This window comes from Streptococcus sp. A69, from assembly GCF_058556195.1.
In genome coordinates this window covers 434675-459132 of sequence record NZ_JBZUJU010000001.1, presented here as the reverse complement: position 1 = coordinate 459132, position 24458 = coordinate 434675, and the positions used below count along the sequence as shown (strand labels likewise).

General features: G+C 42.0%; 24 protein-coding genes, 1 pseudogene and 1 other annotated feature. Of the genes and pseudogenes, 24 read left to right on the top strand and 1 reads right to left on the bottom strand.

What is annotated here, in order from left to right; translation table 11 throughout:
* Positions 1-72: 72 nt before the first annotated feature.
* The 13 genes from proB (at position 73) to AC4ME5_RS02325 (ending at position 11305) form a co-directional block, all read left to right on the top strand.
* Positions 73-1182, top strand: a complete 1110-nt coding sequence (gene proB / locus AC4ME5_RS02385) for a glutamate 5-kinase (protein WP_491799690.1) — start codon at positions 73-75, stop codon at positions 1180-1182.
* A gap of 9 nt (positions 1183-1191) precedes the next feature.
* Positions 1192-2454 carry a glutamate-5-semialdehyde dehydrogenase gene (locus tag AC4ME5_RS02380; RefSeq protein ID WP_491799689.1) on the top strand — a complete coding sequence of 421 codons (1263 nt, stop codon included), beginning with the start codon at positions 1192-1194 and terminating at the stop codon, positions 2452-2454.
* Positions 2455-2457: 3 nt separating this feature from the next.
* On the top strand, positions 2458-3255 hold the full coding sequence (proC, locus tag AC4ME5_RS02375) for a pyrroline-5-carboxylate reductase (RefSeq protein ID WP_491799688.1): 798 nt from the start codon (positions 2458-2460) through the stop codon (positions 3253-3255).
* A 120-nt stretch (positions 3256-3375) separates the two neighbouring features.
* Complete coding sequence (tmk, locus tag AC4ME5_RS02370) at positions 3376-4014, top strand: dTMP kinase (RefSeq protein WP_491799686.1); 639 nt, start codon at positions 3376-3378, stop codon at positions 4012-4014.
* Positions 4011-4901, top strand: coding sequence for a DNA polymerase III subunit delta' (locus tag AC4ME5_RS02365; protein ID WP_491799684.1), 891 nt, complete (start codon positions 4011-4013; stop codon positions 4899-4901). The genes tmk and AC4ME5_RS02365 overlap by 4 nt, the downstream gene beginning before the upstream one ends.
* Before the next feature lie 145 nt (positions 4902-5046).
* Positions 5047-5364, top strand: a complete 318-nt coding sequence (gene yabA / locus AC4ME5_RS02360; protein ID WP_000358227.1) for a DNA replication initiation control protein YabA — start codon at positions 5047-5049, stop codon at positions 5362-5364.
* A 2-nt stretch (positions 5365-5366) separates the two neighbouring features.
* On the top strand, positions 5367-6245 hold the full coding sequence (rsmI, locus tag AC4ME5_RS02355) for a 16S rRNA (cytidine(1402)-2'-O)-methyltransferase (RefSeq protein ID WP_491799682.1): 879 nt from the start codon (positions 5367-5369) through the stop codon (positions 6243-6245).
* A gap of 133 nt (positions 6246-6378) precedes the next feature.
* Positions 6379-7713 carry a methylenetetrahydrofolate--tRNA-(uracil(54)-C(5))-methyltransferase (FADH(2)-oxidizing) TrmFO gene (trmFO, locus tag AC4ME5_RS02350; RefSeq protein WP_033605695.1) on the top strand — a complete coding sequence of 445 codons (1335 nt, stop codon included), beginning with the start codon at positions 6379-6381 and terminating at the stop codon, positions 7711-7713.
* A gap of 83 nt (positions 7714-7796) precedes the next feature.
* A complete protein-coding gene (gene pyrH, locus AC4ME5_RS02345; protein WP_000002996.1) occupies positions 7797-8534 on the top strand; it encodes a UMP kinase in 738 nt (245 codons plus the stop codon).
* Between the two features lie 8 nt (positions 8535-8542).
* Entirely contained in the window at positions 8543-9100 is a 558-nt protein-coding gene (gene frr, locus AC4ME5_RS02340; protein WP_084940801.1) for a ribosome recycling factor, read from the top strand.
* A gap of 59 nt (positions 9101-9159) precedes the next feature.
* On the top strand, positions 9160-10014 hold the full coding sequence (gene cvfB / locus AC4ME5_RS02335) for an RNA-binding virulence regulatory protein CvfB (RefSeq protein WP_491799677.1): 855 nt from the start codon (positions 9160-9162) through the stop codon (positions 10012-10014).
* An 8-nt stretch (positions 10015-10022) separates the two neighbouring features.
* A complete protein-coding gene (locus AC4ME5_RS02330) occupies positions 10023-10238 on the top strand; it encodes a YozE family protein (RefSeq protein WP_001232084.1) in 216 nt (71 codons plus the stop codon).
* 80 nt (positions 10239-10318) lie between these two features.
* Positions 10319-11305, top strand: coding sequence for a PhoH family protein (locus AC4ME5_RS02325; protein ID WP_084854010.1), 987 nt, complete (start codon positions 10319-10321; stop codon positions 11303-11305).
* A gap of 57 nt (positions 11306-11362) precedes the next feature.
* On the opposite strand, the gene ald is transcribed toward AC4ME5_RS02325, so the two are convergent.
* A complete protein-coding gene (gene ald, locus AC4ME5_RS02320) occupies positions 11363-12475 on the bottom strand; it encodes an alanine dehydrogenase (protein ID WP_491799674.1) in 1113 nt (370 codons plus the stop codon).
* A gap of 176 nt (positions 12476-12651) precedes the next feature.
* Here ald and AC4ME5_RS02315 point away from each other — a divergent pair, with 176 nt between their 5' ends.
* The 11 genes and pseudogenes from AC4ME5_RS02315 to AC4ME5_RS02265 all read left to right on the top strand — a co-directional run bounded on the left by AC4ME5_RS02315 (position 12652) and on the right by AC4ME5_RS02265 (position 24457).
* Positions 12652-13221: a GNAT family N-acetyltransferase gene (locus tag AC4ME5_RS02315; protein WP_491799672.1), complete on the top strand. Its 570-nt coding sequence runs from the start codon at positions 12652-12654 to the stop codon at positions 13219-13221.
* Between the two features lie 66 nt (positions 13222-13287).
* Entirely contained in the window at positions 13288-13938 is a 651-nt protein-coding gene (locus AC4ME5_RS02310; RefSeq protein WP_491799670.1) for a helix-hairpin-helix domain-containing protein, read from the top strand.
* Positions 13922-16162 (top strand): DNA internalization-related competence protein ComEC/Rec2, encoded by a 2241-nt coding sequence (locus AC4ME5_RS02305; RefSeq protein ID WP_491799668.1) that lies wholly within the window; start codon positions 13922-13924, stop codon positions 16160-16162. Before AC4ME5_RS02310 ends, AC4ME5_RS02305 begins: the two co-directional genes overlap by 17 nt.
* Positions 16163-16348: 186 nt before the next feature.
* A pseudogene (locus AC4ME5_RS02300) lies at positions 16349-16537 on the top strand (hypothetical protein).
* Between the two features lie 32 nt (positions 16538-16569).
* The gene (locus AC4ME5_RS02295; RefSeq protein WP_045616947.1) at positions 16570-17163 is read left to right on the top strand and encodes an ATP-binding cassette domain-containing protein; all 594 of its coding nucleotides are present in this window, start codon (positions 16570-16572) and stop codon (positions 17161-17163) included.
* Positions 17160-18344 carry a hypothetical protein gene (locus tag AC4ME5_RS02290; protein ID WP_491799665.1) on the top strand — a complete coding sequence of 395 codons (1185 nt, stop codon included), beginning with the start codon at positions 17160-17162 and terminating at the stop codon, positions 18342-18344. The genes AC4ME5_RS02295 and AC4ME5_RS02290 overlap by 4 nt, the downstream gene beginning before the upstream one ends.
* Before the next feature lie 167 nt (positions 18345-18511).
* Positions 18512-18643: a sequence feature (ribosomal protein L20 leader region), on the top strand.
* A 15-nt stretch (positions 18644-18658) separates the two neighbouring features.
* Complete coding sequence (gene infC, locus AC4ME5_RS02285; RefSeq protein ID WP_007521573.1) at positions 18659-19189, top strand: translation initiation factor IF-3; 531 nt, start codon at positions 18659-18661, stop codon at positions 19187-19189.
* A 32-nt stretch (positions 19190-19221) separates the two neighbouring features.
* Complete coding sequence (gene rpmI, locus AC4ME5_RS02280) at positions 19222-19422, top strand: 50S ribosomal protein L35 (protein WP_001125942.1); 201 nt, start codon at positions 19222-19224, stop codon at positions 19420-19422.
* A 51-nt stretch (positions 19423-19473) separates the two neighbouring features.
* Positions 19474-19833, top strand: coding sequence for a 50S ribosomal protein L20 (rplT, locus tag AC4ME5_RS02275; RefSeq protein WP_000124834.1), 360 nt, complete (start codon positions 19474-19476; stop codon positions 19831-19833).
* A gap of 174 nt (positions 19834-20007) precedes the next feature.
* A complete protein-coding gene (locus tag AC4ME5_RS02270; RefSeq protein ID WP_491799659.1) occupies positions 20008-21672 on the top strand; it encodes an Hsp70 family protein in 1665 nt (554 codons plus the stop codon).
* Positions 21673-21685: 13 nt separating this feature from the next.
* Entirely contained in the window at positions 21686-24457 is a 2772-nt protein-coding gene (locus AC4ME5_RS02265) for a J domain-containing protein (protein ID WP_491799657.1), read from the top strand.
* The last annotated feature ends 1 nt before the right edge of the window (position 24458 follow it).

Sequence of the window (24458 nt, the reverse complement as noted above, 5' to 3'; positions counted from 1 at the left end):
TTTATTTCAAGTCTTTTCTATTTTAAAGCATTCATGTTATAATGGATAAATATGAAGAATCGGAGTGAGAATATGAAGTACAAACGAATCGTCTTTAAGGTGGGAACCTCCTCCTTGACAAATGAAGACGGGAGTTTATCAAGAAGTAAAGTAAAGGCAATTACCCAGCAATTAGCTATGTTGCATGAAGCTGGGCATGAGTTGATTTTAGTCTCATCTGGGGCAGTAGCGGCTGGATTTGGTGCTTTGGGTTTTAAAAAACGTCCGACAAGGATTGCAGATAAACAAGCTTCGGCTGCAGTTGGTCAGGGACTTTTGTTGGAGGAATACACAACCAACCTCCTCATGCGCCAAATCGTTTCTGCACAAATTTTGCTGACCCAGGATGATTTTGTAGATAAACGTCGCTATAAGAATGCACATCAGGCCTTGTCTGTATTGCTTCATCGTAGTGCCATTCCTATCATCAACGAGAATGACAGTGTCGTCATTGATGAGCTCAAGGTGGGGGATAATGACACTCTGAGTGCTCAGGTAGCGGCGATGGTTCAGGCGGATCTTTTGGTTCTCTTGACGGATGTGGACGGTCTCTATACTGGAAATCCTAATTCAGATCCAACAGCTAAACGCTTGGACAAAATTGAGACTATCAATCATGAGATTATTGATATGGCTGGTGGAGCAGGTTCTTCAAATGGAACTGGGGGTATGCTGACAAAAATCAAAGCTGCAACTATTGCGACGGAGTCAGGTGTACCAGTCTATATTTGCTCCTCCTTGAAATCAGATGCCCTGATTGAGGCAGCGAAAGAGACCAAGGATGGTTCTTACTTTGTTGCGCAAGAGAAGGGACTTCGTACCCAGAAACAATGGCTGGCTTTCTATGCTCAAAGTCAGGGAACGATTTGGGTAGATGGTGGAGCTGCAGAGGCACTTTCAAAAAACGGGAAAAGTCTCCTTTTATCGGGTGTGGTAGAAGTGGAAGGAAATTTCTCTTACCACGATATTGTAACAGTAGCAGATAAAGAAACAGATCAATCTCTTGGAAAGGGACGTGTCCAATTTGGCGTCTCAGCTCTAGAAGATATGCTCCGTTCTCAAAAAGTCAAGGGAGTCTTGATTCACCGTGATGACTGGATTTCCATCACTCCTGAAATCCAGCTACTCTTTACAGAATTTTAGAGGTGAACGATGGTAAGTACACAAGAACAATTTGAACAGGTACGGGCTGTTAAAAAATCGATCAACACAGCTAGTGAAGATGTGAAAAACCAAGCCTTGCTAGCTATGGCTGATCACTTATTGGCAGCTACTGAAGACATTTTAGCGGCCAATGTCCTCGATATGGAAGCAGCAAAGGGTAAAATCTCAGATGTGATGCTGGATCGTCTTTATTTGGATGCAGGACGTATTGAAGCGATGGCAACTGGTATTCGTGAAGTGGTTACCTTACCAGATCCAATCGGTGAAGTTTTAGAAACAAGTCAGCTTGAAAATGGCTTGGTTATTACCAAGAAACGTGTGGCCATGGGGGTTATTGGGATTATCTATGAAAGTCGACCAAATGTGACGTCTGATGCAGCTGCTTTGGCTCTCAAGAGTGGGAATGCGGTTGTTCTTCGTAGTGGGAAGGATGCCTATCAAACTGCCCATGCTATTGTCACAGCCCTGAAGAAAGGTTTGGAGACGACTACCATTCATCCAGAGGTGATTCAACTAGTGGAAGACACCAGTCGTGAAAGTAGCTATGCTATGATGAAGGCCAAAGGTTATCTAGATCTTCTCATTCCTCGTGGAGGCGCTGGCTTGATTAATGCTGTGGTTGAAAATGCTATCGTGCCTGTTATTGAGACAGGAACTGGGATTGTCCATGTCTATGTGGATAAGGATGCAGACGAAGACAAGGCTCTAGCCATCATCAACAATGCTAAAACCAGTCGTCCTTCTGTCTGCAATGCTATGGAAGTTTTGCTGGTTCATGAAGACAAGGCAGCGGATTTCCTTCCTCGCTTGGAGCAAGTTCTTGTTACAAGTCGGAAAGAAGCTGGACTGGAACCAATTCAATTCCGCTTGGATAGCAAAGCAAGTCACTTTCTTTCAGGTCGAGCAGCTGAGGCCCAAGACTTTGACACCGAGTTTTTAGACTATATCTTAGCGGTTAAGGTCGTGAGCAGTTTAGAAGAAGCGGTTGAGCATATTGAAGCTCACAGTACCCATCATTCGGATGCGATTGTGACGGAAAATGCTGAAGCTGCAGCTTACTTTACAGATCAAGTGGACTCTGCAGCAGTTTATGTCAATGCCTCAACGCGTTTCACTGATGGTGGGCAATTTGGTCTTGGATGTGAGATGGGGATTTCTACTCAGAAACTGCATGCGCGTGGCCCAATGGGTTTAAAAGAATTGACTAGCTACAAGTATGTGGTTACTGGTGAAGGACAGATAAGGGAGTAAGAGATGAAGATTGGATTTATCGGTTTGGGAAATATGGGAGCTAGCTTGGCTAAGGCTGTTTTGCAGGCCAAGACGGGTGCTCAGATTCTCCTTGCCAATCGTAGTCAAGCAAAAGTAGATGCTTTCATTGCCAACTTTGGTGGTCAGGCTTCCAGCAATGACGAAATCTTCGCAGAAGCAGATGTGATTTTTCTAGGAGTAAAGCCTGCGCAGTTTTCTGAACTGCTTGCTCAATACCAGACTATCCTTGAAAAAAGAGAGAGTCTTCTTTTGATTTCCATGGCTGCTGGATTGACCTTGGAAAAACTGGCTAGACTTCTTCCCAGTCACCACCGAATTATTCGCATCATGCCCAATACTCCAGTGGCTATCGGCCAAGGAGTGATTAGTTATGCCATGTCAGCAAACTGCTGTGCTGAGGACAGGGAACTCTTTTGTCAGCTTCTAGTCAAGGCTGGTCTCTTGGTTGAACTTGGGGATGGCTTAATTGATGCTGCGACAGGTCTTGCAGGATGTGGACCAGCTTTTGTCTACCTCTTTATTGAGGCTTTGGCAGATGCAGGTGTGCAGACAGGATTGTCAAGAGAAAGGGCCTTGAAAATGGCAGCCCAAACAGTAGTAGGCGCTGGACAAATGGTCCTCGAAAGTCAACAACATCCAGGAGTTTTGAAAGATCAAGTTTGCAGCCCAGGAGGTTCGACTATCGCGGGTGTAGCAAGTCTGGAAGAACATGCCTTTAGAGGTACCGTCATGGACGCAGTTCATCAAGCCTACAAACGAACACAAGAATTAGGTAAATAAGAGGTTGGATGACTCCCAGCCTCTTTTATGCTCTTTTGAAATCAGAAGACGCAAAAAGATTGTCACAAAAACCTATTTTTTTGATAGAATAGAAGGTAGAAAAAAAGAAATGAGTTAGACATGTTAAAAGGATTTTTAGTCTCTCTTGAGGGACCAGAGGGAGCAGGAAAGACCAGTGTTTTAGAGGCTCTACTCCCAATTTTAGAGGAAAAAGGAGTAGAGGTACTGACGACCCGTGAGCCAGGTGGAGTCTTGATTGGAGAGAAGATTCGGGAAGTGATTTTAGATCCAAGTCATACTCAGATGGATCCTAAAACAGAGCTTCTTCTCTATATCGCCAGTCGCAGACAGCACTTGGTAGAAAAAGTTCTTCCAGCTCTTGGAGCTGGTAAGTTGGTCATTATGGACCGTTTCATCGATAGTTCAGTAGCTTATCAGGGATTTGGTCGTGGCTTGGATATTGAAGCTATTGATTGGCTCAACTATTTTGCGACAGATGGCCTCAAACCCGATTTGACGCTCTATTTTGACATTGAGGTGGAAGAAGGGCTGGCTCGCATTGCTGCTAATAGTGACCGCGAGGTCAATCGTTTGGACATGGAAGGCTTAGACTTGCACAAAAAAGTTCGTAAAGGCTACCTTTCTCTTCTGGACAAAGAAGGAAATCGCATGGTCAAGATTGATGCCAGTCTTCCTTTTGGGCAAGTTGTGGAAACGACCAAGGCTGTCTTATTTGACAGAATGGGCTTGGCTAAATGAAACAAGATCAACTAAAGGCTTGGCAACCAGACCAGTTTGACCGCTTTGTCCGTATTCTAGAACAAGACCAGCTCAATCACGCCTATCTCTTTTCGGGATTCTTTGGAAGCTTGGAAATGGCGCAGTTTTTGGCTAAGAGCCTCTTTTGTACGGATAAAGTAGGCGTTTTACCATGTGAGAAATGCCGAAACTGCAAGCTGATTGAACAGGAAGAATTTCCCGATGTTACTTTAATCAAGCCAGTCAATCAGGTCATCAAGACAGAACGGATTCGAGAATTAGTGGGACAGTTTTCCCAAGCAGGGATTGAAAGTCAGCAACAGGTTTTTATTATCGAGCAGGCGAATAAAATGCATCCCAACGCAGCCAACTCTCTGCTCAAGGTCATCGAAGAACCCCAGAGTGAAGTTTATATTTTTTTCTTGACTAGCGATGAGGAAAAGATATTACCAACTATCCGAAGTCGGACGCAGATTTTCCACTTTAAAAAGCAAGAAGAAAAGCTCATCTTGCTCTTAGAACAAATGGGACTGGTTAAGAAAAAGGCGACTATTTTAGCCCAGTTTTGTCAGTCACGAGCTGAAGCAGAAAAGTTGGCAAACCAGGCAAGTTTTTGGACCTTGGTGGATGAAAGTGAGCGCATGCTGACTTGGTTATTAGACAAGAAAAAAGAAAGTTATCTTCAGGTTGCTAAATTAGCCAGCTTGGCAGATGATAAGGAAAAACAAGATCAGGTTTTGCGAATCCTCGAAGTCCTCTGTGGCCAGGACCTCTTACAAGCAAGGATTCGACAGATTTTACAAGATTTGCTAGAAGCTAGAAAAATGTGGCAAGCCAATGTTAGCTTTCAAAACGCCATGGAATACCTGGTCTTGAAAGAAATATAAACTCATACTCTTTGAAAATCAAATTCAAACCACGTCAACGTCGCCTTGCCGTACTCAAGTACAGCCTGCAGCTAGTTTCCTAGTTTGCTCTTTGATTTTCATTGAGTATTAAAAATGAACGATATAGAAAGGAAAGGGCTGGTTTATGGACAAAAAAGAATTATTTGACGCGCTGGATGATTTTTCCCAACAGTTATTGGTGACCTTAGCCGATGTGGAAGCCATCAAGAAAAACCTCAAGAGCCTGGTAGAGGAAAATACAGCTCTTCGCTTGGAAAATAGTAAGTTACGCGAACGCTTGGGTGAGGTGGAAGCAGACGCTCCTGTCAAGGCCAAGCATGTTCGTGAAAGCGTCCGCCGAATCTATAAAGATGGGTTTCACGTATGTAATGATTTTTACGGCCAACGCCGCGAGCAGGATGAGGAATGTATGTTCTGCGACGAGTTGTTGTACAGGGAGTAGGCATGCGGATTCAAAAAAGTTTTAAGGGGCAATCTCCCTATGGCAAGATTTATCTAGTGGCAACGCCGATTGGCAATCTGGATGATATGACCTTTCGTGCTATCCAGACCTTGAAAGAGGTGGACTGGATTGCTGCTGAGGACACGCGCAATACTGGTCTCTTACTCAAGTATTTTGACATTCAGACCAAGCAGATCAGCTTTCATGAGCACAATGCCAAGGAAAAAATTCCTGATTTGATTGCTTTTTTGAAGGCGGGGCAAAGTATTGCTCAGGTTTCTGATGCGGGTCTGCCTAGCATCTCGGACCCTGGTCACGATTTAGTTAAGGCAGCCATCGAGGAAGAGATTGCAGTTGTCACAGTTCCAGGTGCAAGTGCAGGGATTTCTGCCTTGATTGCCAGTGGTTTGGCGCCACAACCACATATTTTTTATGGTTTTTTACCGAGAAAATCAGGCCAGCAAAAGCAATTTTTCGACTCGAAAAAAGACTATCCAGAAACTCAGATTTTCTATGAATCGCCCCACCGTGTAGCGGATACGTTAGAAAATATGCTAGAAGTCTACGGTGACCGCTCGGTAGTCTTGGTCAGGGAATTGACCAAAATCTATGAAGAATACCAACGAGGAAAGATTTCAGAGCTGCTAGAAAGCATCGCTGAAACGCCACTCAAGGGCGAATGCCTTCTCATCGTTGAAGGTGCCAGTCAGGATGTGGAGGAAAAGGACGAGGAGGACTTGTTTTCAGAAATCCAATCTCGTATCCAGCAAGGTATGAAGAAAAATCAAGCCATAAAGGAAGTTGCGAAACTCTACCAGTGGAATAAAAGCCAACTCTATGCTGCCTACCACGATTGGGAAGAGAAACAATCCAACGACTAAACAGGGAAGTTTGCCTTCTTCCCTTTTTTTGTTATACTAGTAAAAGAAAAATTAGAAAGATTTGTGGGTGTCAAATAGTCTAGTAGCTTGTTTTTATTTGGACTTAGTTTCCACCCAAAGAGGTATTAGTGTCGTGTCTCAATCTTATATCAATGTTATCGGAGCAGGTTTGGCAGGTTCTGAAGCAGCCTACCAAATCGCAGAACGTGGTATTCCAGTTAAGCTCTATGAAATGCGTGGGGTCAAGTCAACACCTCAGCACAAAACAGACAATTTTGCTGAATTGGTTTGTTCCAATTCCTTACGTGGGGATGCTTTGACCAATGCAGTTGGGCTCCTCAAGGAAGAAATGCGTCGCTTGGGTTCGGTCATCTTGGAATCTGCTGAGGCTACACGTGTTCCTGCAGGTGGTGCGCTTGCGGTGGACCGCGATGGTTTCTCAAAGATGGTGACTGAGAAAGTAGCTAATCATCCCTTAATTGAGGTGGTTCGTGATGAAATTACAGAATTGCCAACTGACGTTATTACTGTTGTCGCTACTGGTCCTTTGACCAGCGATGCCCTAGCTGAGAAGATTCATGCCCTTAATGATGGGGATGGATTCTATTTCTATGACGCGGCGGCGCCAATTATTGACGTTAACACCATCGATATGAGTAAGGTCTATCTCAAATCTCGTTATGATAAGGGAGAGGCGGCCTACCTCAATGCTCCAATGACCAAGCAAGAGTTTATGGATTTTCATGAAGCCTTGGTCAATGCGGAAGAAGCACCGCTCAATTCGTTTGAAAAAGAAAAGTACTTTGAAGGTTGTATGCCTATCGAAGTCATGGCTAAGCGTGGCATTAAAACTATGCTTTATGGTCCGATGAAGCCAGTCGGTCTGGAGTATCCAGACGACTACACAGGCCCTCGAGATGGAGAATTTAAAACACCTTATGCGGTTGTCCAGCTCCGTCAGGACAATGCGGCTGGTAGCCTCTACAATATCGTCGGTTTCCAGACCCACCTCAAATGGGGAGAACAAAAGCGTGTCTTCCAAATGATTCCAGGTCTTGAAAATGCGGAGTTTGTCCGTTATGGGGTCATGCACCGCAATTCTTACATGGATTCACCAAATCTTCTCGAGCAAACCTATCGTTCTAAGAAACAGCCCAACCTCTTCTTTGCTGGTCAAATGACGGGTGTGGAAGGCTATGTTGAGTCAGCAGCCTCAGGCTTGGTTGCAGGTATTAACGCAGCTCGCCTCTTCAAGGGTGAAAGTGAAGCTATCTTCCCAGAGACCACAGCGATCGGAAGTCTAGCTCATTATATCACTCATGCGGACAGCAAACATTTCCAACCAATGAATGTCAATTTTGGGATTATCAAGGAATTGGATGGCGAGCGTATCCGTGATAAGAAGGCTCGTTATGAAAAAATTGCAGAGCGCGCCCTTACCGACTTAGAGGAATTTTTAACGGTCTAATTTTTTTGAAAGAATTGCTCATGATACTATAAAAATCTTAGAAATTGTGATAAAATAGGTAGGATAAAAAAAGGAGAGTAAAAATGGCGAATCCCAAGTATAAACGTATTTTAATCAAGTTATCAGGTGAAGCCCTTGCCGGTGAACGTGGCGTAGGGATTGATATCCAAACAGTTCAAACAATCGCAAAAGAGATTCAAGAAGTTCATAGCTTAGGTATCGAAATTGCCCTTGTTATTGGTGGAGGAAATCTCTGGCGTGGAGAACCTGCTGCAGAAGCTGGAATGGACCGCGTTCAGGCCGATTACACTGGAATGCTTGGGACCGTGATGAATGCTCTTGTGATGGCAGATTCATTGCAGCAAGTTGGCGTCGATACGCGTGTGCAAACTGCCATTGCTATGCAACAAGTGGCAGAACCTTACGTACGTGGACGTGCCCTTCGCCACCTTGAAAAAGGCCGTATCGTTATCTTTGGTGCCGGAATTGGTTCACCTTACTTCTCAACAGATACAACAGCGGCTCTTCGTGCAGCTGAAATCGAAGCAGATGCCATCCTTATGGCTAAAAATGGCGTAGATGGTGTTTACAATGCCGATCCTAAGAAAGACAAGACAGCTGTTAAGTTTGAAGAATTGACCCACCGTGACGTTATCAACAAAGGTCTTCGTATCATGGACTCAACAGCTTCAACCCTCTCTATGGACAACGACATTGACTTGGTTGTCTTTAACATGAACCAACCAGGCAACATCAAACGTGTCGTATTTGGTGAAAATATCGGAACAACAGTTTCAAACAATATCGAAGAAAAGGAATAGGAAAGATTATGGCTAACTCAATTATTGAAAAAGCGAAAGAAAGAATGACCCAGTCTCACCACTCACTTGCTCGTGAATTTGGTGGTATCCGTGCCGGCCGTGCCAATGCAAGCTTGCTTGACCGTATCCACGTAGAATACTATGGAGTAGAAACTCCTCTTAACCAAATCGCTTCTATCACTATTCCAGAAGCGCGTGTTTTGTTGGTAACACCATTTGACAAGTCTTCATTAAAAGACATCGAACGCGCCTTGAACGCTTCTGATCTTGGTATTACACCAGCTAACGACGGTTCTGTGATTCGCTTGGTTATCCCAGCTCTTACAGAAGAAACTCGTCGAGACCTTGCTAAAGAAGTGAAGAAGGTCGGTGAAAATGCTAAAGTAGCTGTTCGTAATATCCGTCGTGATGCTATGGACGAAGCTAAGAAACAAGAAAAAGCAAAAGAAATCACTGAAGATGAATTGAAGACTCTTGAAAAAGATATTCAAAAAGTAACAGATGATGCTGTGAAACACATCGACGATATGACTGCCAACAAAGAGAAAGAACTTTTGGAAGTCTAAAAATAAACAGAAAAACTCAGTTGGCATTGCTGGCTGAGTTTTATTCGAAAGAAGGAAATATGAATACAAATCTTGCAAGTTTTATCGTTGGACTCATTATCGATGAAAATGACCGTTTTTACTTTGTACAAAAGGATGGTCAGACCTATGCTCTTGCTAAAGAAGAAGGGCAACACACAGTAGGGGATACGGTCAAAGGTTTTGCCTACACGGATATGAAGCAAAAACTCCGCCTGACAACCTTAGAAGTGACTGCCACTCAGGACCAATTTGGCTGGGGAACCGTAACAGAAGTTCGTAAGGACTTGGGTGTCTTTGTTGATACCGGTCTACCTGATAAGGAAATCGTTGTGTCACTCGATATCCTCCCTGAGCTCAAGGAACTCTGGCCTAAGAAAGGTGATAAACTTTACATCCGTCTTGAAGTGGACAAGAAAGACCGAATCTGGGGATTATTGGCTTATCAAGAAGACTTCCAACGTCTGGCTCGTCCTGCCTACAACAACATGCAGAACCAAAACTGGCCTGCAATCGTTTATCGTCTTAAGTTATCAGGAACTTTTGTCTATCTTCCAGAAAACAACATGCTTGGATTTATCCATCCAAGTGAGCGCTATGCAGAGCCACGTTTGGGGCAAGTGTTAGATGTGCGTGTCATTGGTTTCCGTGAAGTGGACCGCACCTTGAACCTCTCCCTCAAACCACGTTCTTTTGAGATGTTGGAAAATGATGCCCAGATGATTTTGACTTACTTGGAAAGCAATGGTGGCTTCATGACCCTGAATGATAAGTCATCTCCTGAGGACATCAAGGCAACCTTTGGCATTTCTAAAGGTCAGTTCAAGAAAGCACTCGGTGGCTTGATGAAGGCTGGCAAAATCAAGCAGGACCAGTTTGGGACAGAGTTGATTTAGGGAGGCTTATGAGAAAATCATTTTACACTTGGCTCATGACCGAGCGCAATCCTAAAAGTAACAGTCCTAAAGCTATCTTGGCAGACCTCGCTTTTGAGGAGTCAGCTTTTCCAAAACATACGGATGATTTTGATGAGGTGAGTCGCTTTTTGGAGGAGCATGCCAGCTTCTCTTTTAACCTAGGAGACTTTGACGCCATCTGGCAAGAATACTTAGAACACTAGAGACAATGAGATGAGGCTAGTATTTTATTGTTCTCTTTGCTATAATAAAAAGAAATAAACGGATTAGAGAGGTTCTTTATTTGAAGGAACATTCAATAGACATTCAACTAAGTCACCCAGATGACTTGTTCCATCTTTTTGGTTCCAATGAGCGCCATCTTCGTTTGATGGAAGAAGAGCTCGATGTGGTGATTCATGCCCGTACGGAGATTGTCCAGGTTTTGGGAGAAGAGACTGCCTGTGAAGAAGCCCGTCAGGTTATCCAAGCCTTGATGGTCTTGGTGAATCGGGGGATGACCGTTGGCACGCCAGATGTGGTGACTGCGATTAGCATGGTCAAAAACGATGAAATCGACAAGTTTGTCGCCCTTTACGAAGAAGAAATCATCAAGGACAATACTGGGAAACCGATTCGTGTCAAAACCCTGGGGCAAAAGCTTTATGTGGACAGTGTCAAACAGCATGATGTGACCTTTGGAATCGGGCCTGCAGGGACAGGGAAGACCTTTCTTGCGGTTACATTGGCAGTGACTGCCCTTAAACGTGGGCAGGTCAAACGAATTATTCTAACTCGTCCGGCAGTGGAAGCTGGTGAGAGTCTTGGATTTCTTCCGGGTGATCTCAAGGAAAAGGTGGATCCTTATCTTCGACCAGTTTATGATGCCTTGTATCAGATTCTGGGCAAAGACCAAACGACTCGTCTCATGGAGCGTGAGATTATCGAAATCGCGCCCCTTGCCTACATGCGTGGACGGACCTTGGATGATGCCTTTGTCATTCTCGATGAGGCGCAAAATACGACTATCATGCAGATGAAGATGTTCTTGACGCGTTTAGGCTTTAATTCTAAGATGATTGTCAATGGAGATATCAGTCAGATTGACCTACCACGTAACGTCAAGTCGGGTTTGATTGATGCCCAAGAAAAGCTCAAGAACATTCATCAAATTGACTTTGTTCATTTTTCAGCCAAGGATGTGGTTCGCCATCCAGTTGTCGCTCAAATTATCCGAGCCTATGAACCAGCTCCAGTTAAGGTTGAAGAAAAGAAGGAAGAAACAGAATAGCAAAAAAAGCAGTTCAGATGTGAACTGCTCTTTTTCTGATTTAATGACTGATTGTTGTTAAACAAGTTCGTCGATAGACGTGTGCTCTTTATCGAGGCCTTGAGCAACTGGGAGGCTGGTCAAGTAACCTTGATAAGTGGTCACACCTTGACGTAAGCCTTCATCTTCAGAGATTGCTTGTGCGAATCCTTTGCCAGCCAGTGCTTCGATATAAGGAAGAGTGACATTTGTTAGGGCGATAGTAGAAGTACGGGCAACCGCACCAGGGATATTGGCAACGGCATAGTGGAGAACGCCGTGTTTCTCATAGACAGGTTCATCGTGTGTTGTCACACGGTCAGCTGTCTCGATAACGCCACCTTGGTCAACGGCAACGTCAACGATGACAGAGCCTGGACGCATTTGTTTGACCATCTCATCTGTCACCAATTTCGGAGCCTTGGCACCAGGGATGAGAACTGCACCAATCACCACATCTGCATCTCTCACACTTGCTTCGATGTTGAATGAATTAGACATAAGAGTTTGGATTTGATTTCCGAAGACTTCTTCTAGTACTGAGAGGCGTTTAGCACTGATATCTAAAATAGTCACTTGAGCACCGAGTCCAAGGGCAATGCGGGCAGCATGTGTACCGACGACACCACCACCGATGATGGTTACTTTTCCTTTTGGAACACCCGGCACACCACCTAGTAGGACACCAGAACCACCAGCTTGCTTAGTAAGGAAGTGAGCTCCGATTTGAACAGCCATACGACCTGCAACCTCACTCATAGGAACGAGGAGCGGTAGTTGTCCTTGATTATCACGAACAGTTTCATAGGCAATTCCTGTTGTTTTGGCTGCTAGCATGGCATCTGCTAATTCTGGAGCAGCGGCCATGTGTAAGTAGGTGAAGAGAAGCAGATCGTCGCGCAAGTATCCATATTCAGAAGCTAGTGGTTCTTTTACTTTTACGACTAACTCTGCTGCCCAAGCTTGACCAGCAGTAGCGACAATCTCAGCTCCTTGCTTTTGATAGTCAGCATCAGTAAATCCTGAACCGAGACCAGCATTTGTTTCGATGAGGACGCGATGACCACGACCAACTAAGCTATGGACGCCAGCAGGAGTGAGGGCAACGCGGTTTTCGTTATTTTTAATTTCTTTTGGGATTCCGATTAACATAGAGATAACCTACCTTTCAATTGACGGGATTGTTTTAGTTGTCACATTTCAGTTCATAAATCAAAAATGTGATGGTTTTATTGTATATGAAACCGCTTCAAAAATCAAGAAAAACTTGTCATCCAAATTTATTTATGCTAGACTAGTGAGAATCAAGCTCTAATGGAGGAAAAAGCATGGAATCAATATTTGTGAAATTTGCCCAGTATCCATCTATAGAAACGAAGCGTTTATTGCTCCGACCTGTAACCTTGGACGATGCAGAAGACATGTTTGAGTATGCTTCAGACAGAGAAAATACACGCTACACTTTTCCAACAAATCAAAGCTTAGAAGAAACTAAGAATAACATTGCTCAGTTTTACTTGGCTAATCCCTTGGGACGGTGGGGAATCGAACTAAAAAGCACTGGTCAGTTTATCGGAACCATTGACTTGCACAAGATTGACCACATTCTCAAAAAAGCAGCTATTGGCTACATTGTCAATAAAAAGTATTGGAATCAAGGATTGACGACAGAAGCCAATCGGGCCGTGATTGAGCTGGCTTTTGAGAAGATTGGAATGAACAAGTTAGTTGCTTTACACGATAAGGATAATCCCGCGTCAGGAAAGGTCATGCAGAAATCAGGTATGCGCTTTTCCCACGAAGAAACATATGCCAGAATGGATAATACAGAACCAGGTCGAATCATCACAAGAGTTCATTATGTCTTGACCAAGGAAGATTATTTTGCAAATAAGTAAGCAGTTGAAAAGATTTTTCAGCTGTTTTTTTCTTTCTCTTACGAATAACTTAAGAGAGGAGAAAATATGGAAGCAATTATCGAGAAAATCAAAGAGTATAAAATCATTGTCATCTGTGCTGTTTTAGGTTTGGCCTTGGGCGGATTTTTCTTGCTAAAGCCAAGTTCACAAACATCTGTGAAAGAAACAAATTTGCAGACTGAAGTCGCGGCTTTTTCAAAAGATCCATCGTCTGAAAAAGCAGTGAACAAGGAAGAAAAGGAAGAGTCTCCTGAACAAGATCTGATTACAGTAGATGTCAAAGGTGCTGTTAAATCGCCAGGAATTTATGATTTGCCAGTTGGCAGTCGAGTTCATGATGCTGTTCAGAAAGCTGGTGGATTGACAGAGGAGGCAGATAGCAAATCGCTAAATCTCGCTCAGAAAGTCAGTGATGAGGCTCTGGTCTACGTTCCGAGTAAGGGGGAAGAAGCAGCTAGTCAGCAGACTGCTTCGGGAACGCCCCCTTCTACAAGTAAAGAAAAGAAGGTCAACCTAAATAAAGCTAGTCTGGAAGAACTCAAACAGGTCAAGGGACTGGGTGGCAAACGAGCTCAGGATATTATCGACCATCGTGAGGCAAATGGCAAGTTCAAGTCAGTAGACGAACTCAAGAAGGTCTCTGGTATTGGCGCTAAGACCATAGAAAAGCTAAAAGACTATGTTACAGTGGATTAAGAATTTCCCTATCCCCCTAATCTATCTGAGCTTTCTGTTACTCTGGCTTTACTATGCCATTTTTGGAGCGTCCTATCTCGCTCTGCTAGGTTTTGTTCTTTTGCTGGTCTGCCTCTTTTTCCAATTTCCATGGAAATCCGCTGGTAAAGTTCTAGCAATCTGCGGAGTTTTTGGATTCTGGTTTCTGTTTCAAACTTGGCAACAGGGTCAAGCTAGTCAAAACCTAGCGGATTCTGTTGAGAGGGTACGGATTTTACCAGATACCATCAAGGTCAATGGAGATAGTCTGTCCTTTCGGGGCAAGGCTGACGGCCGTACCTTCCAAGTTTACTATAAACTCCAGTCTGAGGAGGAGAAAGAACATTTTCAAGCCTTAACAGACCTTCATGACCTAGAACTAGAAGGGAAAGTTTCAGAGCCAGAAGGGCAGAGGAATTTTGGTGGTTTTGACTACCAAGCCTATCTGAAAACTCAAGGGATTTACCAGACACTGACTATCAAGAGAATCCAGTCAGTTAAACAGGTTAGCAGTTGGGATATTGGTGAAAATCTATCAAGCCTACGTCGAAAGGCTGTAGTTTTGATTAAGAGCCATTTTCCAGACCCTATGCGCAACTACATGACGGGGCTTCTTTTCGGACACCTAGATACGGACTTTGAAGAGATGAATGAGCTTTATTCTAGTCTTGGTATTATCCACCTCTTTGCCTTGTCGGGTATGCAGGTGAGCTTCTTTATGGATGCCTTTAAGAAACTCCTCTTACGATTGGGCTTGGCCCAAGAAAAGTTGAGGTGGCTAACTTATCCCTTTTCTCTTATCTATGCAGGTCTGACAGGGTTCTCAGCTTCGGTTATTCGCAGTCTCTTGCAAAAGTTACTGGCCCAACATGGCTACAAGGGATTGGATAATTTTGCCTTGACGGTTCTTGTCCTCTTTGTCATCATGCCCAATTTTTTCCTGACGGCAGGAGGTGTCTTGTCCTGTGCCTACGCTTTTATCTTGACCATGACCAGCAAAGAAGGGGAGGGAATTAAGGCTGTTGCCAGAGAAAGTCTAGTCATTTCCTTGGGAATATTGCCCATTCTTTCCTTTTATTTTGCAGAATTTCAGCCTTGGTCAATTCTTTTAACCTTTGTCTTTTCCTTTCTTTTTGACTTGGTTTTCTTACCACTTTTGTCTATCTTATTCATTCTGTCTTTTGTTTACCCAATCACCCAGCTTAACCTTGTCTTTGAATGGTTGGAGGGCATCATTCGCTTGGTTTCGCAGATGGCAAGTAGGCCCTTGGTCTTTGGGCAACCAAACGCATGGCTTTTGATTCTCCTTTTAGTTTCATTGGCCTTGGTCTATGACATGAGGAAAAATATCAAAAGACTAGCAGGATTCAGTCTCTTTATCGTGGGGCTCTTTTTCTTAACCAAACATCCGCTGGAAAATGAAATTACCATGCTGGATGTAGGGCAGGGAGAAAGTATTTTTCTACGGGATGTGACTGGTAAAACCATTCTCATAGATGTGGGCGGAAAGGCAGAGCCTGATAAGAAAGTTGAGAATTGGCAAGAAAAGTCGACGACCAGCAATGCCCAGCGAACCTTGATTCCCTATCTTAAAAGTCGCGGAGTAGATAAGATTGACCAGCTAATTTTGACCAATACAGAGAAGGAACATGTCGGAGATTTGTTGGAGGTGACCAAGGCTTTACATGTCGGGGAGATTTTAGTATCAAAAGGAAGTTTGACACAGAAAGAATTTGTGGTAGAACTACAAGCGACTCAAACCAAGGTACGCAGTGTGACAGTAGGGGAGAATTTACCGATTTTTGGCAGTTATTTAGAAGTATTATCGCCAAGTAAAATGGGAGATGGAAGTCATGATGATACTCTTCTTCTTTATGGGAAACTTTTGGATAAGCACTTTCTCTTCACTGGAAACTTGAGAGAGAAGGGAGAGAAAGAACTTTTAAAGCAATACCCTACCTTAGAGGTGGATGTTTTGAAAGGTGCTCAGCATGGTGCTAAAACATCATCAAATCCAGTTTTCCTAGAAAAACTTAAACCAGAAATTACACTCATCTCAGTAGGTAAGAACAATCGTGCCAAACTCCCCCATCAGGAAACCTTGACACGACTGGAAGACATCAAGAGTAAGATTTGCCGAACCGATCAGCAAGGAGCCATTCGCTTTAAAGGATGGATGAGTTGGCGAATTGAAAGTGTTCGTTAGGAAGAAAAGTGTTATATATTAGTGAAATAAACTAAAAATCTGTTGCATGATACCGAGAAAAACGATATAATGAAAGTGTTTTCAATGGTAATGATATAAATGCAATGAAAACATAAAAAATCAGCAAAAGTCGTTTTATTAGCTAGTTTATACTCTATTGGTCTTTTTCAGTCCAGTGTATCTGCTGTGAAAGTCACTAAGAGTTATCGGTATGATTGGTATACTGTTTGGGAGTATAGTACCAACTATCACGACCATCAATATATTTGAATTCCGTCATGGTCTCGTTATGACAGCTACGATGAATATAAAGTAGGTTCTGGCTTGAATTACGATCGTTATGAGGTCATAAACTACTATACTGACGGATATTAATAGTTAAACGTTTAGAAGAAGGAGAGATGGATATGTTAAGGCTTACTCATGTTACCTTAAAAACGCGACAAGTCATCTTGCAAGATGCGGATTTCATCTTTAAAAAGGGTAGGATTTATGGCCTTCTTGCTATCAATGGCTCAGGAAAGACAACCCTGTTCCGCGCCATTAGCAACTTAATTCCAATAAGTAGTGGAAATATCGCAGTCCCTCCTTCTTTATTTTATTATGAAAGTGTTGAATGGCTGGATGGAAACTTAAGTGGGATGGACTACCTTCGTCTTATCAAAAACATCTGGAAGTCAGAACTGAACTTGATGGATGAAATTAATTACTGGGAAATGTCTGACTATATCAGCCTTCCCATCCGTAAGTATTCCTTAGGCATGAAGCAACGCTTGGTGATTGCCATGTATTTCCTCAGTCAGGCGAAATGCTGGCTCATGGATGAGGTAACAAATGGTTTAGACGAGTATTATCGACAGAAGTTTTTTGATAGATTGGCACAAATCAATAGGCAAGAACAGCTGGTTCTTTTGAGTTCTCACTACAAAGAGGAGTTAGTGGAGATTTGCGATAGCATGGTAACCATTCGTCAGGGTCAGATAGAAGAGGTTCCGTTATGAAAGGTATTAGCCTATTTTTGTTAAAGAAAGTTTTCAAAAGTCGCTTAAACTGGATTATCTTAGTTTTATTTGTTTCAGCTCTTGGTATTACCTTTTATTTCAATAGTCGGACTGCAAACTCAGTCAGCTTGGAGACTAGGTTGGAAACTCATCTTGTAGCCAACGAGAGAGCTATCAATGAAAATGAAGAGAAGCTCTCCCAAATGTCTGACACCAGCTCGGAGGAATACCAGTTTGCTAAAGAAAATTTAGACTTGCAAAAAAATCTTTTGACGCAAAAGAAAGAAATTCTGACTCTATTAAAAGAAGGACGCTGGAAAGAAGCCTATTATTTGCAGTGGCAAGCTGAAGAAAAGAGTTATGAAATTGTATCAAAGGAACCGACTTCTAGCTCTGACTTAAAAATGGCGGTTGACCGCGAACGAAAGATTTACCAGGCCTTGTATCCCTTGAATATAAAGGCACACAGTTTAGATTATCCGACACATGGGATTGATCAGATTGTCTGGATTTTAGAGGCTATCATTCCAAGCTTGTTTGTGATTGCTATTATTTTCATGCTAACACAATTGTTCGCAGAAAGATATCAAAATAATCTGGATACAGCTCAGTTATATCCTTTTTCAAAAGTGACATTTGCCATGTCCTCTCTTGGAGTTGGGATGAGCTATGTAACCGTGCTGTTTATCGGAATCTGTGGATTTTCTTTTTTAGCGGGAAGTCTGATAAGTGGTTTTGGACAGTTAGATTATCCCTACCCAATCTATAGCTTAACGAATCAAGAGGTAACTATTGGAAAAATACAAGATGTGTTAATTCCTAGCTTGCTCTTAGCTTTCTTAGCCTTTATCGTCATTGTGGAAGTCGTCTACTTGATTGCTTACTTTTTCAAGCAAAAAATGCCTGTCCTCTTTCTTTCTCTCATTGGGATTGTTGGCTTATTGTTTGGTATCCAAACGATCCAGCCTCTTCAGAGTATTGCACATCTGATTCCCTTTACTTACTTGCGTTCAGTAGAGATTTTATCTGGAAGATTACCTAAGCAGATTGATAATGTAGATCTAAATTGGAGCATGGGGATGGTCTTACTTCCTTGCCTGATTATCCTTTTGTTAGTGGGTATTCTATTTATCGAAAGATGGGGAAGTTCACGTAAAAAGGAAGATTTTAATAGGTCTTAGCATTCCTATACGGAAGGTGAGGAAAAAACTAACACAAGGAGGGAACCAAGTAGGTTCTCTCTTTTTGATGCGGACATCAAGAAGAATCAAGAATAAAACAGAAAGTTTTTCGAAAAAATGACTTTTTATCTTGACAAGGGATAGAAAACTTGGTATCATATAAAAGTTGAGAAAAGCAGAAGTGAGAGCTTCTCGCCTTGTGACATCAAGTTGCCTGGCCCTACGGATGAAAAGTTTCTAAGAAACGCTATCATAACGTGCGGGCTTGTATCATTACGAGTCCGCTCTTGTTTTTCTCTAATAATAAAAAAGAGGTGAAAACCATAGCAAAGCAAGACTTATTCATCAATGATGAAATTCGTGTACGTGAAGTTCGCTTGATCGGTCTTGAGGGAGAACAGCTAGGCATTAAGCCACTCAGCGAAGCGCAAGCATTGGCTGATAGTGCAAATGTTGACTTAGTATTGATTCAACCCCAAGCAAAACCGCCTGTTGCTAAAATTATGGACTACGGTAAGTTCAAATTTGAGTACCAGAAGAAACAAAAAGAGCAACGCAAAAAGCAAAGCGTTGTGACCGTGAAAGAAGTTCGTTTGAGCCCAGTTATCGATAAGGGTGATTTCGAAACGAAACTTCGCAATGCTCGCAAGTTCCTTGAAAAAGGGAACAAAGTTAAGGTATCCATTCGCTTTAAAGGGCGTATGATCACCCATAAAGAGATTGGTGCAAAAGTTTTAGCCGAGTTTGCTGAAGCAACACAAGATATTGCGATCATTGAACAACGAGCTAAGATGGATGGACGCCAAATGTTCATGCAGTTGGCGCCAGCAACTGACAAAAAATAATTGTCAGAAAGTTAAATAAAGGAGAAAAAATCATGCCAAAACAAAAAACACACCGCGCATCAGCTAAACGTTTCAAACGTACAGGTTCTGGTGGACTTAAACGTTTCCGTGCTTACACTTCTCACCGTTTCCACGGAAAAACTAAGAAACAACGTCGTCATCTTCGTAAAGCATCTATGGTGCATTCAGGAGATTTCAAACGTATCAAAGCAATGCTTACTCGCTTGAAATAATAGCCTGACAGTAAGTAAACAATTCTAGGAAATATTTGGAGGAAATAAAACATGGCACGTGTTAAAGGTGGCGTTGTATCACGCAAACGTCGTAAACGTATTCTTAAATTAGCAAAAGGTTACTATGGAGCTAAACACATCTTGTTCCGTACTGCAAAAGAACAAGTAATGAACTCTTACTACTATGCATACCGTGACCGTCGTCAGAAAAAACGTGACTTCCGCAAATTGTGGATCACTCGTATCAACGCGGCAGCTCGTATGAACGGACTTTCATACTCACAATTGATGCATGGTTTGAAATTGGCTGAGATCGAAGTAAACCGTAAAATGCTTGCTGACTTGGCTGTTAACGATGCAGCAGCTTTCACAGCTCTTGCAGATGCAGCGAAAGCAAAACTTGGTAAATAATAACAAACTGTTTCATTCTTACTCTTGTGGTTTTTACCGCTTGAGTAAGGTGAAACTTTTTTGTTTTCCTTAAATGATTTTCTATTTTATAGAGTAAATCACAGATTTTTTCAAAGAAAATAGGATATTTCTTGTATAATAGGAATAACTAAAAAGATTTGGAGTTAGAAGAAGATGATAGTAGGTATTGATTTAGGAACGACGAATTCTTTGGTAGGAGTTTATCAAGATGGTCAAGTCAAGCTGATCCCCAACGCTTTTAGTGAGTATTTGACGCCTTCTGTTGTGGCTTTGGATGACAATGATGAGATTATAGTTGGAAAAATTGCCAAGGAACGCTTGGTGACCCACCCAGACAAGACGGTTTCTCAGTTCAAGCGTTTTATGGGGACCAAGCATGAGTTGACGCTAGGAAATCGAGCATATAAGGCTGAAGAATTAAGCTCTTTTATCATTCGAAAGTTGGTAGACGATGCAGAGACCTATCTTGGAGAAAAGGTTGAGGAAGTGATTGTTAGTGTTCCAGCCTATTTCAATGATGCTCAACGCTATGCGACCAAACTAGCAGGGAAATTTGCAGGCGTTCAGATTGATCGGATTATCAATGAACCTTCCGCAGCGGCTCTAGCTAAAAGATCTATGGTAAACCAAGAAGATCAATCTTTTATTGTAGTCGATTTTGGTGGTGGGACTCTTGACATTTCAGTTGTAGAGCTTTTTGATAATATTGTCGAAATCGTGTCGATTGCAGGGGACAATCGTTTGGGAGGAGAAGACTTTACTGCGGCTATTGCTGAGGAATTTTTAGTCTCCAATCAATTAACCAAGGATACGATTTCCCGAGAATTTTATAGCAAAATTCTGGTACAGGCTGAAAAGACAAAGCTAGAACTCAATGATAAAGAAGAAGTGAAGATGACAGTTCTGGACCAAGATCAGGAATACACTCTAGACTTGAGCTACCAGCGTTTTTATGAGCTTTGTCAACCTCTGCTAGCCCGTGTTAAGGCCGTTTTGGACCGTGCCTTGATGGATGCGCGCTATAGCTATGTATCATCAGATAACTTTGTTCTTGTTGGGGGGACTTCGAAACTCCGCTTGGTTCAGGATTTTTTATCCTACTGTATCAATCAAGTGGTGCAGGTTTCGGATGATCCCGATCGGATGATTGCGAGAGGTTGTGCCCTTTTAGCAGGAATAAAAGAGCGGCAAGGTGAGATACGAGATTTATTACTGTCTGATATTTGTCCTTTTACACTGGGGATTGAGATAGTTGGAGACCGTTTTTCGCCGATTATTGAGCGAAATTCAACCCTACCTGCTTCACGCATCGAGCAGTACTATACGGCTGAATTGGGACAGAGCCAAGTCAAGATAAAGGTCTATCAAGGTGAGATGATGAAGGCATCACAAAACCTGTTTCTAGGAGAATTAGAAGTTCCCGTCCCTGTGAATACTAGAGTAAATGAAAGTTTCACAGTTCGATTTACCTATGATTTAAATGGGATTTTGGATGTCGAAGTGAAAATTGATTCAACACAGGAAGTCTTTAGTCATGTTATTCTCCAAGATAGTGTTACTCTGACAGAAAAGGAAATCAAGGCTAAGCAAGCAGAGTTGACTCGCTATAAGATTAATGCTCAAGAAACAGAGGTTTATCGTTTCTTGATTGAAAAAGCGAATCGCGTGTACAGTATGCTCTTGGGGAGAAGAAGAGATGAGCTAATGGCTGAAACTAGACGATTTGAAGAAGAGGTCAGTCAAGCATCTGTGTATCATTTGCCAAAACTTTATCAATCATTTTCAAACTATTTAGACTTCCTAGAGCGAGGACTGTAAAAGAGGAGACCTTATGAATATATGGGAAACTTTAGGGATAGAGCCAACGACTGACGTCAAGCTTATTAGAAGGCGTTATGCTGAACTGGTTCGGCTCTATCACCCAGAAGACCAACCAGAAATTTACCAAGAAATTGTTGAAGCTTATCAAAAAGCCTTGACTTATGCGAGATCTAGAAATACAAAACCAGAAAATAGTCTAAGAAAAGCGAGTGACTCTCAAGAAGCTGCTGAACTTGAAGAAGAGGCGAATGAAAAGCCTAACTCTAGTCTCAACTTTGAAAACTTGACTGAAGAAACGAATACTGAAAACGAAGAGTCTGAAAGATCAAGTCTTGATTTCAGTGATTATCAGAAATCAACTGATAAAACAAGCAATTCCTTTAACTTTGAAACCTTTAAAGCAGAAGAGGATGAGCAAAAGTCAACCCTTGACTTTGGTGACTATGATGAGGAAGTTCAGCTAAATGGAGATTCTGAAGCAAGAGCTAAGAATACCCTCAACTTTGAAACGTTTGGTGACGAAGAGAACCGTGGGCAAGAAGAAACAACAAGATCTACTCTTGACTTTAGTGGTTATAATGAAGGAACCTATCTGATCCGAAATGCGATTGAAAGTATTGTTGGAAATGACGGTTATAATCAAGAGGAACAAGAGCATCTATGGCGTCAGTTCTTTCATCAGTATCAGTATGATATGGACATAGTTCAATCCGTCTTAGAGGAAATGGATGTTTATATTTTTAATAAACCGAAGCAATTCTCTATCCTCATTCCCTTGCTAGAAGACTATATACCTGACTTTAAGTACTGGGGCTATTACTATAAACTGAAGTATTGGAAAGTTAAAAGAGCTATAGCAGAAGAGGAAGGCAGTTCGCTTGAAAGCGCACATGGAGCCACTGAAGAATTCTATTATTCTTATCAACTTTGCCAAGAAATTCTCCAAGATTTTAACAAAGCAAATCAATTGAGCTCTTGGATAGAGTTTTTCAAGCACCCCTATTTGAGCTTTATGGTCTTAGATCAAGTAAATCAAAATCGTCAGATAATCAAGAGTGTGCCCGTTTTAACCTATATCCTGGAAAAAAACCGACAAGTCATATTTGAAGAGGATTATCCACTCTTGAATGACTTGGCTGATTACTTAGAGGAAGTAAAAGAGGAGCTGGGAGAAAACGTTGACTTTAGTCATTACTCTCTAGATAATCCAGATGAAGTTGAGGCAGCCTTCTATGAGTTGCTCCATGCTCACTATGAAGACGAGTACAAACTTTTACGTGATTGGCAATACCTTTTTGAATCAGTCAAAGATCACACGCTCCTACTTTATTTGTTAGAAAAGGTGGACGTCTATCCTTTAACCAATGCGAAAGTGTTAGCCCTTGTTTTCCAATTTGTGGAGCGTTACAGTGATGAGGAATCAAATCCTTACCTGAAAAAACTCCATTTCTGGAAGAGTATCCATTCTTATCCTTCAGTGGTAGAGGAGTACGCACTAGATAAAAAAGAAAATTTTGATTACTGGTACAATGAAGGTTATCTTTATATAGATAAACTCACTAAGAACGATGAAGATATCAATGATTGGGAAAAGTGGAGAAGCTACTTTAAAGGAAGACCACGCATTCTAACGATTTTGCTTCAACAAATCTATAAGGAGTACCATCGGTTTACAGATGGCAAGCTCTTGAGATATGTTTTGGCTCCTTTTCCTACTTCTAAAATGGCTCCCCAAATGATGACGGAGGAGACAGACCAGAAACTAGAAGAGATGACAGTTTATGCTTATGAACTTAGTCATCCAAAGACCAAGCTCTCTTATTTGGATTGGAAAAAAAGACAGGTCTTTAAAAATAAGTTTCTTCAGATTTTCTCTGGTCTCTTTACGATTGTAAGTTTGCTACTCAGTATTATAGAGCGACCGGGTTATAATTCATGGGTTCATGCGGGTATGTTTTCTCTCTTTTACGTCTATATGCTAAAATTAAGGAAAACACCGATTGAGGAAGGAGTGACTGCTAGGGGGGAAAAACGGAAATTCTACTACAGCCCCCATCCATGGTTCCTACTAATCTTGCTATTGACCCTCGTCATTCCATCCTTACCGTTTGGTCTCATTGGTGCCCTTATGTTTATTACATTTTTCAGCTTCATCGATGGTTTCCAAGTGAGTCAGGGGCTGAAGTGGGATTATTCTTTGGATAAGCTGATTCCTATCGGTATCTTTCTTTCTGCTGGTTTTCTTTCTGCTTTGGTAAATCGAAGCCAGACTATTTCAGGAGTTGCAATAGCTTACTTCCATATTTTTGCAATCCTTGTGATTTGCTTATCTTTTACAAAATTTAGTCCTGGATTTCCACCATCTCTGAAGAAAATTTTCATACCAGCAATCTTGGGAATCTTACTCTTTCAAACGTTGCCCTACATTCACAGCCGTTTAGACATCTTTGATCCAACTATTCTACGAAATGAAACACTGGCTATAACTATTATCCTCTTGTTAAATGGAGTTGCCTTGTCTTATTTTACAAAGGATCAAGGCTTCATGATTGGTGTGAAGAAGGTCTTTATGATTTATGGATTGCAGATCTTTATTTTCCTAAGAAGACTGTTCCGAATCCTATTCGCACCAAATTCAGTTTTCGGTAATAACTATCATTACAAAGACTTACTAATCATGAACAGCGAATTTGCTTTCTACTTCCTCGAGGGACTTTTTATCCTTATCATACTTTTCCTTATTGGCAATATACGCAAGGAAAATCGTAAAAGTGCTTCTTAGA

Coding starts and splice junctions, on each gene's coding strand:
- proB (WP_491799690.1), top strand. CDS start 73: ATGAAGTACAAACGAATCGTCTTTAAGGTGGGAACCTCCTCCTTGACA.
- AC4ME5_RS02380 (WP_491799689.1), top strand. CDS start 1,192: ATGGTAAGTACACAAGAACAATTTGAACAGGTACGGGCTGTTAAAAAA.
- proC (WP_491799688.1), top strand. CDS start 2,458: ATGAAGATTGGATTTATCGGTTTGGGAAATATGGGAGCTAGCTTGGCT.
- tmk (WP_491799686.1), top strand. CDS start 3,376: ATGTTAAAAGGATTTTTAGTCTCTCTTGAGGGACCAGAGGGAGCAGGA.
- AC4ME5_RS02365 (WP_491799684.1), top strand. CDS start 4,011: ATGAAACAAGATCAACTAAAGGCTTGGCAACCAGACCAGTTTGACCGC.
- yabA (WP_000358227.1), top strand. CDS start 5,047: ATGGACAAAAAAGAATTATTTGACGCGCTGGATGATTTTTCCCAACAG.
- rsmI (WP_491799682.1), top strand. CDS start 5,367: ATGCGGATTCAAAAAAGTTTTAAGGGGCAATCTCCCTATGGCAAGATT.
- pyrH (WP_000002996.1), top strand. CDS start 7,797: ATGGCGAATCCCAAGTATAAACGTATTTTAATCAAGTTATCAGGTGAA.
- frr (WP_084940801.1), top strand. CDS start 8,543: ATGGCTAACTCAATTATTGAAAAAGCGAAAGAAAGAATGACCCAGTCT.
- cvfB (WP_491799677.1), top strand. CDS start 9,160: ATGAATACAAATCTTGCAAGTTTTATCGTTGGACTCATTATCGATGAA.
- AC4ME5_RS02330 (WP_001232084.1), top strand. CDS start 10,023: ATGAGAAAATCATTTTACACTTGGCTCATGACCGAGCGCAATCCTAAA.
- ald (WP_491799674.1), bottom strand. CDS start 12,475: ATGTTAATCGGAATCCCAAAAGAAATTAAAAATAACGAAAACCGCGTT.
- AC4ME5_RS02315 (WP_491799672.1), top strand. CDS start 12,652: ATGGAATCAATATTTGTGAAATTTGCCCAGTATCCATCTATAGAAACG.
- AC4ME5_RS02310 (WP_491799670.1), top strand. CDS start 13,288: ATGGAAGCAATTATCGAGAAAATCAAAGAGTATAAAATCATTGTCATC.
- AC4ME5_RS02305 (WP_491799668.1), top strand. CDS start 13,922: ATGTTACAGTGGATTAAGAATTTCCCTATCCCCCTAATCTATCTGAGC.
- AC4ME5_RS02295 (WP_045616947.1), top strand. CDS start 16,570: ATGTTAAGGCTTACTCATGTTACCTTAAAAACGCGACAAGTCATCTTG.
- AC4ME5_RS02290 (WP_491799665.1), top strand. CDS start 17,160: ATGAAAGGTATTAGCCTATTTTTGTTAAAGAAAGTTTTCAAAAGTCGC.
- rpmI (WP_001125942.1), top strand. CDS start 19,222: ATGCCAAAACAAAAAACACACCGCGCATCAGCTAAACGTTTCAAACGT.
- rplT (WP_000124834.1), top strand. CDS start 19,474: ATGGCACGTGTTAAAGGTGGCGTTGTATCACGCAAACGTCGTAAACGT.
- AC4ME5_RS02270 (WP_491799659.1), top strand. CDS start 20,008: ATGATAGTAGGTATTGATTTAGGAACGACGAATTCTTTGGTAGGAGTT.
- AC4ME5_RS02265 (WP_491799657.1), top strand. CDS start 21,686: ATGAATATATGGGAAACTTTAGGGATAGAGCCAACGACTGACGTCAAG.